General features: G+C 71.9%; 11 protein-coding genes. 6 read left to right on the top strand and 5 right to left on the bottom strand.

Features of this window, described 5'->3' with window-relative positions:
- A partial coding sequence (locus ABT381_RS20710) for a P1 family peptidase (protein ID WP_351596176.1) occupies positions 1-395 on the top strand: 395 nt, incomplete at its 5' end.
- A gap of 78 nt (positions 396-473) precedes the next feature.
- On the top strand, positions 474-1082 hold the full coding sequence (locus ABT381_RS20705) for a hypothetical protein (protein WP_351596173.1): 609 nt from the start codon (positions 474-476) through the stop codon (positions 1080-1082).
- A gap of 74 nt (positions 1083-1156) precedes the next feature.
- Here ABT381_RS20705 and ABT381_RS20700 read toward each other — a convergent pair whose 3' ends face one another.
- The gene (locus ABT381_RS20700) at positions 1157-1408 is read right to left on the bottom strand and encodes a hypothetical protein (protein WP_351596171.1); all 252 of its coding nucleotides are present in this window, start codon (positions 1406-1408) and stop codon (positions 1157-1159) included.
- Between the two features lie 517 nt (positions 1409-1925).
- Between ABT381_RS20700 and ABT381_RS20695 the strand changes: the two genes are divergently transcribed.
- Together ABT381_RS20695 and ABT381_RS20690 are read left to right on the top strand one after the other, a co-directional pair.
- Entirely contained in the window at positions 1926-3113 is a 1188-nt protein-coding gene (locus tag ABT381_RS20695; RefSeq protein ID WP_467754538.1) for a CaiB/BaiF CoA transferase family protein, read from the top strand.
- A 79-nt stretch (positions 3114-3192) separates the two neighbouring features.
- Positions 3193-4452: a L,D-transpeptidase gene (locus tag ABT381_RS20690; protein ID WP_502965713.1), complete on the top strand. Its 1260-nt coding sequence runs from the start codon at positions 3193-3195 to the stop codon at positions 4450-4452.
- A gap of 92 nt (positions 4453-4544) precedes the next feature.
- On the opposite strand, the gene ABT381_RS20685 is transcribed toward ABT381_RS20690, so the two are convergent.
- The 4 genes from ABT381_RS20685 to ABT381_RS20670 all read right to left on the bottom strand — a co-directional run bounded on the left by ABT381_RS20685 (position 4545) and on the right by ABT381_RS20670 (position 9673).
- Complete coding sequence (locus ABT381_RS20685) at positions 4545-6623, bottom strand: PTS fructose transporter subunit IIABC (protein WP_351596163.1); 2079 nt, start codon at positions 6621-6623, stop codon at positions 4545-4547.
- A gap of 99 nt (positions 6624-6722) precedes the next feature.
- Positions 6723-7670 carry a 1-phosphofructokinase gene (gene pfkB, locus ABT381_RS20680; RefSeq protein ID WP_351596160.1) on the bottom strand — a complete coding sequence of 316 codons (948 nt, stop codon included), beginning with the start codon at positions 7668-7670 and terminating at the stop codon, positions 6723-6725.
- Positions 7667-8428, bottom strand: coding sequence for a DeoR/GlpR family DNA-binding transcription regulator (locus tag ABT381_RS20675; RefSeq protein WP_351596157.1), 762 nt, complete (start codon positions 8426-8428; stop codon positions 7667-7669). The genes pfkB and ABT381_RS20675 overlap by 4 nt, the downstream gene beginning before the upstream one ends.
- A gap of 243 nt (positions 8429-8671) precedes the next feature.
- The gene (locus ABT381_RS20670) at positions 8672-9673 is read right to left on the bottom strand and encodes a sigma-70 family RNA polymerase sigma factor (protein WP_351596154.1); all 1002 of its coding nucleotides are present in this window, start codon (positions 9671-9673) and stop codon (positions 8672-8674) included.
- 188 nt (positions 9674-9861) lie between these two features.
- Between ABT381_RS20670 and ABT381_RS20665 the strand changes: the two genes are divergently transcribed.
- Positions 9862-10419 carry a GNAT family N-acetyltransferase gene (locus ABT381_RS20665; protein WP_351596151.1) on the top strand — a complete coding sequence of 186 codons (558 nt, stop codon included), beginning with the start codon at positions 9862-9864 and terminating at the stop codon, positions 10417-10419.
- Between the two features lie 53 nt (positions 10420-10472).
- Positions 10473-10892, top strand: a complete 420-nt coding sequence (locus tag ABT381_RS20660; protein ID WP_351596149.1) for a hypothetical protein — start codon at positions 10473-10475, stop codon at positions 10890-10892.
- Positions 10893-11004 lie beyond the last annotated feature (112 nt).

Genomic DNA, 11004 nt, shown 5'->3' with positions numbered 1-11004 from the left:
AGTCGGCGGCGCGCTCGGCGGCCTCCGTGCGCCCGCCCCTGAACACCACCCTCGCCGTCGTCGCCACGGACGCCGCCCTCACCCGCGCCCAGGCCCAGAAGCTCGCGGGCACCGCCCACGACGGACTGGCCCGGGCGATACGGCCGGTGCACCTGCTGTCGGACGGCGACACCGTCTTCGCGCTGGCCACCGGCGAGCGGCCGGCGGCGCCGGAGAGCGCCGAGAGCGACCCGGCGTTCGCCGTGCACGCCGACGCCGGAGCGGTCAACGAGATCCTGGCGGCCGGCGCCGACGCGCTGACCCGCGCCGTCGTGAAGGCGATGCTGGCGGCGGAGGGCGTGGACGGCCCGGGCGGCGTCTTCCCCTCGTACACCGACCTGTACGGAACCGGCTGAGCGGTACCGCACCGGCCCTGCCGCGCCCACCGGTCCCTGCCTCGTCGCCGCGCGAATCCCGGTGGTAGAAACGGCCGTATGCCCGAACCGCCGCCGCCCACCCTCGTCCAGCCGGCCCCCGCACCCCGGCCCGCCGCCAGGCGGCGCCGGCTGTGGTGGCACCGGCTGATCCTGGGGCTGTGGTACCGGCCGGTGGAGGTACTGGACGAGGCGCGCGACCGCGGGGCGTGGAGCGCGGCGGTCCTGCTGACGCTGGTCGGCGGCGCGCTCGGGCTGCTGGCGTCGAAGTCCTTCCGGGCGCAGTGGGGGACCGGGCCGCTGGACGTGGTGTGGCAGCTCGTGGGCGTCACCGAGGCGGGCGTACTGGTCGCGAGCCTGGGGCTGGGGCTGGTCACGCACGCCATCGCGCGCACCCTCGGCGGCAGCGGCCGGCTCCGGCCGACGGTCAGCCTGTTCATCGTGGTGTTCTGGGTGACGGACCTGCCGCGTCTCGCGCTGTCGTTCCTGCTGCCCGAGCACCATCCCGTCGCGCAGGCGGTGGCGCTGACCTCCTGGGGCTTCGGCTTCGCCCTGGCCGTGCTGCTCATACGGGGCCAGCACCACCTGCCGACGCTGCGGTCGGTGGGTGCGGTGGCGGTACAGATGCTGGCGTCGCTGGCGCTGCTCAAGCTCGGCCCGATCAGCTGATCATCAGCCGACCAGCAGGGGCTCGGTGACCGCGCGTCAGGCACCGGCTCGGTGACCGCGTGTCAGGTACCGGCTCAGTGACCGCGCGTCAGTTCCCTTACCAGGCCCGCGAAGGCCTCGCGCTCGGCCGCGGTCAGCTCGACGCTCTCCGACGGCGGGACGACCTGCCGCGGTACGGCCTTGAGCAGCCGTGGGGCCGCGCCCGGCGGCTGGGGCGCGGGGCGGTCCCGGCGTACGGTCCGGACCAGCCCGATGGCCCAGGCGAGGGTCGCGAGCAGCAGCACGGCCAGGCCGATCTGCTGCAGGGTCGAGACGGAGAGGAGCATCCGGTCCTCCATGGCGTACGGGCGCGGCGCTGCGCCGGCGCGCTCGGCACCGGCGACTGACGCGGAACAGTAGACACCACGCCTCAGGCTTTATGACAGGTTTTTATAGGACTTAAGACCCGAAGTGACGCATCTCCCACCACTATCGGACCTTCCTGCATCACTCAGGGTTCTTCCCGCATCACGCCGCAACCATCCCTCATCCCACCGCATCAGGTGCGAGCCCCTCAAGAATCGCCGGAAACACCGCAAGAATTCCGCCACAATTTCGCGCCGCGTCCGTAAGAAACCGGCGGCCCGCGGCGCGGCGTCCCGGCATCCGCCCGTTTCGCCGGTACGTCCCCACCACTCCTGCACGGCCGAGTCGGGCGGTGCGCGTTGGACGCATCGGCGGGTTCCGCCCGGCCAAGATCGTCCGCGAGCATGGCGGCGCACCACTCACCCGATACGACAACCCGATACGACAAACGGACCACCGATACGGGTGACCGGACGACCGGATCACCATGACGGAGGAGTGCGCGTGGAGTGTACGGACCTGCCGAAGCCGCTCGACGGAGTGCTCGTCGCCGACTTCAGCCGGGTGCTGGCGGGGCCACTGGCCGCCGCGACCCTGGCCGACCTGGGCGCCCAGGTGGTCAAGGTGGAGCGGCCCGGCGCCGGTGACGACACCCGGGCCTGGGGGCCGCCCTTCGCGGCCGACGGCACGGCCGCGTACTTCGACGCCGCCAACCGCTCCAAGCGCGGCCTCGCCCTGGACCTCTCCGCGCCGGACGACGCCGAGGCGGCCCGCGAACTGGCCGTGCGGGCCGACGTCCTGATCGAGAATTTCCGGCCCGGCGCGCTCGCCAAGTACGGCCTGGACCCCGTCGCCTCCCTCGCCGCCAATCCCGGCCTGGTGCACTGCTCGATCACCGGCTTCGGGTCGGGCGAGGGCGCCCACCTGCCCGGATACGACTTCGTCGTGCAGGCGGTCGGCGGGCTGATGAGCATCACGGGCGAGCCCGGCGGCCCGCCCCTGAAGGCGGGCGTGGCGCTGGTGGACGTACTGACCGCGAAGGACGCCACGACCGGCATCCTGGCGGCACTGCGCCACCGGGACCGTACGGGCCAGGGGCAGCACGTCGAGGTGAACCTGCTGTCCTCCCTGCTGGGTTCGCTGGTCAACCAGGCGTCCGGGCACCTGGCCACCGGCCGCGACCCGGGCCCGATGGGCAACCGGCACCCGAGCATCGCGCCGTACGAGACGCTGGCCTGCCGCGACGGGCTGCTGTCGGTGGCGGTGGGGAACGACCGTCAGTTCCGGGCGCTGGCAGTGGCGCTGGGAGCTCCGGAGCTGGCCGAGGACGCGCGGTTCGCGACCAATCCCGACCGGGTGGCGCACCGCACGGAGCTGGTGAAGGAGCTGGAGGCGCGGCTGGCGGCCGACACCGCGCGGGGCTGGACGGAGCGGCTCGGCAGGGCGTCGGTGCCGTGCGGACCCGTCAACACCGTGAGCCAAGCCCTGGAGTTCGCGGCGGGACTGGGGCTGGATCCGGTCGTTCCCGTGGGCGAGGGGCGGGTACCGCAAGTACGCAGCCCCCTGCGGCTGTCCCGCACCCCGGTGGCCGAACCGGTCGCGCCACCGCGGCTGGACGAGCACGGAACACAGCTCCGCGAGTGGTTGGCCGGCCCCTCCGACCAGCCGCTTCCCCCACTTGTGTGACATCAGTCACAAGATATGGAGAGCTGCAACCAAAACGGCTCACAGTCGCTGTTTAAGAACAGTGGACCAACACTCTTGCCTGGAGCAGCTCGTGACAACGCCGCACAACGCCGCGCCCGCACAGCCCCGCAATTCGCGCTCGCTGCGGCGAGGCCTCGCGGCGGCCGCTCTGCTCGCAGCCGGCGCCCTGGCCATGACCGCCTGCGGCGGTGACGCCTCGGGCGCGAACAACAAGGACGGGCAGGCGGGCGCCGACGCCGCGGCCGCCAAGGACGCCTCCGACGCCAAGATCAAGGTGTCGGCGAAGGACGGCTCGACCGGTGCCAGCATCAACGGCACGAACGTGAAGGTGAGCGGCGGCAAGCTCACCGAAGTCACGCTGAAGCGGGTCGACACCGGCGAGCAGGTCTCCGGGACGATATCCGGCGACGGCGGCAGCTGGAAGCCGGACGCCCAGCTGGAGCGCGGTACCCCGTACCGGATCGTCGCGAACGCCAAGGGCCGCAAGGCGACCGAGAACGCCAAGTTCACCACGGTCTCGCCGACCAACAGCTTCATCGGCACCTTCACGCCCGACAACGGCAAGACCGTCGGCGTGGGCATGCCGGTGTCCTTCAACTTCGACAAGGCCATCACGAACAAGAAGGACGTCCAGTCCCACATCACGGTGTCCTCCAGCAGCGGCCAGGAGGTCGTCGGCCACTGGTTCGGCAACCAGCGCCTGGACTTCCGCCCGCAGGACTACTGGAAGGCCGGCTCGAAGGTCACCATGAAGATCGCCCTGGACGGAGTGGAGGGCGCGAACGGCGTCACCGGCGTCCAGGACAAGACGGTCACCTTCACCATCGGCCGCTCCCAGGTCTCCACCGTCGACATGAACACCCAGACGATGACGGTGAAGCGGGACGGCAAGGTGTTCAAGACCGTGCCGATCTCCGGCGGCAGCGCCGAGCACCCGACGTACAACGGCCAGATGGTCATCTCGGAGAAGTTCGAGGAGACCCGGATGAACGGTGACACCGTCGGCTTCGGCGGTGAGTACGACATCAAGGACGTGCCGCACGCGATGCGCCTGTCCTCCTCCGGCACCTTCATCCACGGCAACTACTGGGGCTCCCCCTCGGTCTTCGGCCGGTCGGGCACCAGCCACGGCTGTGTCGGCCTGCAGGACAACAAGGGCGGCGGGGGCAACTCCAACGGTAAGTGGTTCTTCGACAACTCCCTCGTCGGTGACGTCGTCGTCGTGAAGAACTCGCACGACAAGACCGTCCAGCCCGACAACGGCCTGAACGGCTGGAACCTCTCGTGGGAGGACTGGAAGGCCGGCAGCGCGGTCTGAGACCCGCCGTACGCACGCCGAAACGGACATCACCCCGCTGCCGGGCACTGGCAGCGGGGTGATGTGTTCTCGGGAGGGGCGGGCGCCGGATCTCAGGCGGCGACCGGCTCCCTCTTCGCCTCGGCGGCCGACTGCGGCTCGCCCTCCACGGCGGGGGCCGCCGCTTCCATACCGGTCTTGCGCATCCCCTTCAGGACGACCACCAGGGCCGTACTGACGGCCACGCCGGCGGCGATCGCCACCAGGTACAGCAGCGGCTGGCCGATCAGCGGGACCACGAAGATGCCGCCGTGCGGGGCACGCAGTGTGCAGCCGAACGCCATCGACAGCGCACCGGTCACCGCGCCGCCCGCCATCGAGGCCGGGATGACGCGCAACGGGTCGCCCGCGGCGAACGGGATCGCACCCTCGGTGATGAACGAAGCGCCCAGCACCCAGGCGGCCTTGCCGTTCTCCCGCTCGGCCTTGCTGAACAGCTTGCCGCGCACGGTCGTGGCCAGCGCCATCGCCAGCGGCGGGACCATGCCGGCCGCCATCACCGCGGCCATCACCTTCAGGCTGCCCTCGTTGGGGTTGGCCAGGCCGCCGACCGCGAAGGCGTACGCGACCTTGTTCAGCGGGCCGCCGAGGTCGAAGCACATCATCAGGCCGAGGATGACGCCCAGGATGACCGCGTTGGCGCCGGTCAGGCCGGACAGCCAGTCGGTCAGCGCCTTCTGGAGCGCGGCGATCGGCTTGCCGATGACCAGGAACATCAGGAACCCGACCACCGCCGAGGAGATCAGCGGGATCACCACCACCGGCATGATGCCGCGCAGCGGCGCCGGCACCCGGACCCGCTGGATGGCCATCACCACCGCGCCCGCGAGCAGGCCGGCGATCAGGCCGCCGAGGAAGCCCGCGTTGATCGTCAGGGCGATCGAGCCGCCCACGAAGCCCGGCACGAGTCCCGGCCGGTCGGCCATGCCGTACGCGATGAACCCGGCCAGTACGGGCACGAGGAAGGTGAAGGCCACGTTGCCGACCTGGAAGAGCAGCGCGGCCCAGCTGCTGGTGTCCGTCCAGATGAAGTGCTCGGCGACGGACGGCGCCTTGTTGATCGTGTACCCGCCGATCGCGAAGGCCAGGGCCATCAGGAGGCCGCCCGCGGCGACGAACGGCACCATGTAACTGACGCCGGTCATCAGCCACTTGCGCAGCCGGGTGCCGTAGCCGTCGGTCTCCTCGCCGCCGCGGTCCATGGGCGCGTCGCGGTGCGAGGCCGGCGCACCGGCCTCGCCGCGCGCCGCCTTCTCCCGTACCTCGGCGATCAGTTCGGCGGGGCGGTTGATGCCGGCCTTCACGCCCACATCGACGACGGGCTTGCCCGCGAACCGCTCCCGGTCCCGGACCTCCACGTCGTGCGCGAAGATCACGCCGTCGGCGGCCGCGATCACCGCGGGGTCGAGGCGGGTGAACCCGGCCGACCCCTGCGTCTCGACCACCAGCTCCACGCCGGCGTCCTCGCCCGCCTTCGTCAGCGACTCGGCGGCCATGTAGGTGTGCGCGATGCCGGTCGGACAGGAGGTGACGGCGACGATCTTGAACGTACCGGTGGCCTCCGGGGCGGCTGCGGGCTCGGCTTCCGGGGCGGGCTCCGCTTCTGCTGGGGCGGCATCCGGCTCGTCGGCGGCGTCGGCCGCGGGCTCGGTCTCGGGCTCGGCCGCGGCCTCGGTCGCGGGAGCCTCGGGCTCGTCGCCCCGTACCAGCGCCGCCGCCCGCTCCGGGTCGTCCGCCGAGCGCAGCGCGCCGGTGAACTCCGCGTCCATCAGGTGCCGGGCCAGCGTCGAGAGGATCGACAGATGGTCGGCGTCGCCGCCGGTCGGCGCGGCTATCAGGAAGACCAGGTCGGCGGGGCCGTCCGCGGCACCGAAGTCGATGCCGGCGGCGCTGCGCCCGAAGGCCAGCGTCGGCTCGGTGACATGAGCGCTCCGGCAGTGCGGGATGCCGATGCCGCCGTCCAGCCCGGTGGGCATCTGGGCCTCGCGCGCGGCCACGTCCGCGAGGAAACCCTCCAGGTCGGTGACGCGACCGGCCGCCACCATCCGTTCGGCCAGCGACCTGGCGGCCGCTTCCTTGGTGTCGGCGGACAGGTCGAGGTCGACCAGATCCGCGGTGATCAGCTCACTCATCGCGGGCTCCCTTCACGATCCAGCCTGTCCGGGCAAAATCCAGCCCGTCCGGCGTTTGAGGACAATCGAACGGCGGGCGACCCCGACGCACAGATCCGTTCATGACACGGCCTCCGTCAGCGGGCGGTCCATCGGCACCGCATCGGTCACGGTCACGTCCGACGGCCGCAGGTCGGCAGGCGTAGGCATCACACTGCCCGGCAGCTGCACCGCGGCAGCCCCGTGCGCCACGGCCGAGGCCAGCGCCCGCTCCCCCGCGCCCCCGGCAGCCAGGAACCCGGCCAGCGAAGCGTCCCCCGCACCGACGTTGCTGCGGACGGCGTCCACCTCGGCGGTGCCGTAGTACGTACCGGTCGCGTCGACCAGCAGCTGCCCGTCCGCGCCGAGCGACGCGAGCACCGCCTCGGCGCCCAGCGCACGCAGCTCCTCCGCGGCCTTCACCGCGTCGCCGATCGTGGCGAGCGGCCGGCCGACGGCCTGCGCCAGCTCCTCGGCGTTGGGCTTGACCACGTCGGGGCGCTCCCGCAGGGCCGCGATCAGCGACGGACCCGAGGTGTCCAGGGCGATCCGGGCCCCGGCCCGGTGCGCGCGGGCGACCAGGTCGGCGTACCACTCGGGGGCCAGCCCGCGCGGCAGGCTGCCGCAGCAGGCGATCCAGGCGGCGCCCGCCGAGCGCTCCCGCACGGTCTCCAGCAGCGCTTCGGACTCCGCCGCCGACAGCTCGGGGCCGGACGCGTTGATCTTGGTGAGGGTGCCGTCGGGCTCGGCGACCGCGATGTTGGAGCGGGTGGCCCCCGCCACCCGGACCGGCGCGACCTCTATCCCCTCGGCCACCAGCAGGTCGGCCAGCGCCTGCCCGGCCGGACCGCCGATCGGCAGCACGGCGAGCGTCTCGTGCCCGGCGGCCGCGACGGCCCGGGAGACGTTGACGCCCTTGCCGCCGGGGTCGACCCGGTCGGCACCGGCCCGCAGCACGGCGCCGCGCTCCAGAGCGGGCACCTCGTACGTGCGGTCCAGGCTGGGATTGGGGGTGACGGTGAGGATCATGCGCGTACTACTTCCGTGCCCGCGCGCTCGATGGCGAGGGCGTTCTCGGGGCTGAGCCCGGTGTCGGTGATCAGGATGTCGACGTCGGAGAGGTCGCCGAAGCGGGCGAAGTGCTGCTGCCCGAACTTCGAGGAGTCGGCGATCAGCACGACCCGCCGGGCGGCGCGGATCACCGCCCGCTTGACGGCGGCCTCGGCGAGGTCGGGCGTGGTCAGGCCGCCTTCCAGCGAGAAGCCGTTCGTCGCGAGGAAGAGGACGTCGGCATTGATCTCGCGGTAGGCACGCAGCGCCCAGTCGTCGACGGCGGCCCGCGTGCGGTGCCGGATGCGGCCGCCGACGAGGTGCAGGGTGAGTCCGGGGTGGTCGGCGAGGCGGGCGGCGACGGGGAGGCCGTGGGTCACGACGGTGACGTCGGACTCCAGCGGGAACTCCGCGGCCAGCCGGGCCGCGGTGGTGCCCGCGTCCAGGATCACGCTGCCGTCGTCGGGCAGCTCGGCTAGCGCGGCGCGCGCGATGCGGTCCTTCTCGTCGGCCGCGACGGTGTCCCGCTCGGCGAGGTCCGGCTCGAAGTCCAGCCGGCCCGCCGGTATCGCCCCGCCGTGCACCCGCCGGACCAGTCCGGCGCGGTCCAGCGCCTTCAGGTCGCGCCGCACGGTCTCGGCGGTGACCTGGAATTCCTCGGCGAGGGAGAGGACGTCGACCCGCCCGCCGTCCCGGGCGAGGCGCAGGATCTCCTGCTGTCGTTCCGCTGCGTACATGCGACCTCGGTCCGTTCCGTTCCTGTCCGTACGATGCCCGAACGTGTGGTTTCACCAGCAGGCTACGCCCGGATTTCTGCGAAGTAAACAGACTCGGGCAATGTACAGACACAAACGGGCACGCCCTCGGAGGGCCGGTCACGTGCGGACAGCAAAGAGCCCCGGCACTCGGGGGAGGGTGCCGGGGCTCGTCTTGGGGGGACCCGCTTCAGGGCGAGGTCCCGGTTGTGGGATGAAGAAGCGTTACGCCGCGGCGTCGAAGCCGGTGTCGTGCGCCATGCGCTTCAGCTCCAGCAGCGCGTGCTTCTCTATCTGGCGGATCCGCTCACGGGTCAGGCCGTGCTGCTTGCCGACCTCGGTCAGGGTCCGCTCGCGGCCGTCCTCTATGCCGTACCGCGCCTTGATGATCGAGGCGGTGCGGCCGTCGAGGCGGTCTATCAGGTCCTCCAGCTCCTCGCTGCGCAGCAGCGTGAGCACGGACTGCTCGGGCGACGCCGCGGAGGTGTCCTCCAGCAGGTCACCGAACTGCGTCTCGCCTTCGTCGTCCACGGACATGTTCAGGCTGACGGGGTCGCGGGCCCAGTCCAGGACGTCGCTGATCCGCTCGGGCTTGGCGCCCAGCTCGGCGGCGATCTCCGCGTGCTCCGGGTCGCGGCCGTGCTCGCGGTTGAACTCGCGCTGCACACGGCGGATCCGGCCCAGCTCCTCGACCAGGTGGACGGGCAGCCGGATCGTACGGGACTGGTCGGCGATGGACCGCGTGATGGCCTGGCGGATCCACCACGTCGCGTACGTGGAGAACTTGAAGCCCTTGGCGTAGTCGAACTTCTCGACCGCGCGCACCAGACCGGCGTTCCCCTCCTGGATCAGGTCCAGCAGCGGCAGGCCGCTGCGCGGATAGCGGCGGGCGACCGCTACGACCAGGCGGAGGTTGGAACGGATGAAGACGTCCTTGGCCTTCTCGGCCTCGTCGACCAGCGCCTGCAGCTCCTCGGGCGTCGCGCCCGCGGCATTGCCGTCGGTCACCTCGCCGTCCAGGATCTGCCGGGCATAGACACCCGCCTCGATGGTCTGCGACAGCTCGACCTCCTTGGCGGCGTCGAGCAGTGGCGTGCGCGCGATCTCGTCGAGGTACATGCCGACCAGGTCGCGGTCGGCGATCTCCCCGCCTACGGCGCGAACACTGTTTGCCGTGTCAGCACCGCTCCTGGTGGGCTGACGACGGGCGACGGCACGGGTTGCCATGCGTGTGCTCCCTCTGCGATGAGTCGGTCGCGGGATGGTGGCGGCCGGGACACCTGATCCCTGCTGTCTGCCGGGGCCGGGTGCCCCCGTCTGAAGGAAACAACGGCTGGAAACCGGACAGAATTCCCACGGCGACCCGTCGTTTTTCTGATCATGCAGTACCCTGCGTCCCCACCGAGGGAGGCCCCATGCCGCTGGAGTGCGGGGAAGTGCAGGTCAGGCCGGGCACCGAGGCCGATCTGGCGGCCCTCACGGAGCTTTACAACCACTACATCCGTGAGACGGCCATCACATTCGACACCGAGCCCTTCACCCCCGAAGAGCGGAGACCCTGGCTCCTCTCCCACCCCGAAGACGGCCCGCACCGCCTTCTGGTTGCCCGGGAGAGCGCGGAGGGACCGGCAGCGGCCGATGGCGCGCGGCAGGGCCGCCTCCTCGGGTACGCGACCACCAGCCCCTTCCGCCCGAAGCCCGCGTACCGCACCTCGGTCGAGACGACGGTCTACCTCGCGCCCGAGGCGACCGGGCGCGGCGTCGGCACCCTGCTGTACAAGGCGCTCTTCGAGGCCCTGGAGGGCGAGGACGTGCACCGCGCGTACGCGGGCATCGCGCTGCCCAACCCCGGCTCGGCCGCCCTGCACGCCCGCTTCGGCTTCCGGCACGCCGGTACGTTCGCGGAGGTCGGCCGCAAATTCGGCCGCTACTGGGACGTGGCCTGGTACGAGAAGGAGCTCGGCTCCGGTTGACGCCGGCCGGGCCCGGGTGTCGCCTGGAGGGAGGGCGAGAGAGAGGAGCCGTCATGCAGACGCACGCTCGCACCCGCTCCACGGCCACCACGGCCGCGGCCCCCCGCCACCACCTGGCCGTCACGACCGGGGTCCCCGTCGCGGGCGGCATCGCCTACGGCATCTACGCGGGGCTGCTCGACCACAGCACCGGCTCGTCCAGCGTCCACGCGTTCGTGCTCGGCCTGCTCGCCACCGCGGTGACCGTGGTCCTCGGGCTGGCCCTGATGCACAGCCAGTCCCGCATGATCACCGAGGTCCGCGCCCTCTCGTACGGCGTGATGTTCGGCGCCACGATGGGCTTCCTCTACAGCCTCGCGGGGACGTCGACGGCCCTGAAGGCATCGGGCATGGGCGCCCTCTTCGGCGTGATCATGCTGGTCGTGGCCCTGTACCTCTTCCGTACGCACGGCGCTCCGGGGACGCGACGGTAACCACGCCCCGAGAGACCCCACGCCGCCCCGCCCCGTCGTCAGCCGACGGTCGGCGGGGCGTCGACGATCGGCGGGACGTCGTCGTTGCCGCGCCGGACGGTGCGTACGGTCG

The sequence above is a fragment of the Streptomyces sp. NPDC000151 genome (assembly GCF_040301705.1).
Lineage (GTDB): Bacteria > Actinomycetota > Actinomycetes > Streptomycetales > Streptomycetaceae > Streptomyces.
The sequence above is the reverse complement of the archived record's forward strand: the minus strand, read 5'-3'. Positions and strand labels throughout refer to the sequence as shown.

What these genes read in the sequence shown, in the direction of transcription:
- ABT381_RS20705 (WP_351596173.1), top strand. Translation starts at nt 474, where the DNA reads ATGCCCGAACCGCCGCCGCCCACCCTCGTCCAGCCGGCCCCCGCACCC.
- ABT381_RS20700 (WP_351596171.1), bottom strand. Translation starts at nt 1,408, where the DNA reads ATGCTCCTCTCCGTCTCGACCCTGCAGCAGATCGGCCTGGCCGTGCTG.
- ABT381_RS20685 (WP_351596163.1), bottom strand. Translation starts at nt 6,623, where the DNA reads ATGAGTGAGCTGATCACCGCGGATCTGGTCGACCTCGACCTGTCCGCC.
- pfkB (WP_351596160.1), bottom strand. Translation starts at nt 7,670, where the DNA reads ATGATCCTCACCGTCACCCCCAATCCCAGCCTGGACCGCACGTACGAG.
- ABT381_RS20675 (WP_351596157.1), bottom strand. Translation starts at nt 8,428, where the DNA reads ATGTACGCAGCGGAACGACAGCAGGAGATCCTGCGCCTCGCCCGGGAC.
- ABT381_RS20670 (WP_351596154.1), bottom strand. Translation starts at nt 9,673, where the DNA reads ATGGCAACCCGTGCCGTCGCCCGTCGTCAGCCCACCAGGAGCGGTGCT.
- ABT381_RS20665 (WP_351596151.1), top strand. Translation starts at nt 9,862, where the DNA reads ATGCCGCTGGAGTGCGGGGAAGTGCAGGTCAGGCCGGGCACCGAGGCC.
- ABT381_RS20660 (WP_351596149.1), top strand. Translation starts at nt 10,473, where the DNA reads ATGCAGACGCACGCTCGCACCCGCTCCACGGCCACCACGGCCGCGGCC.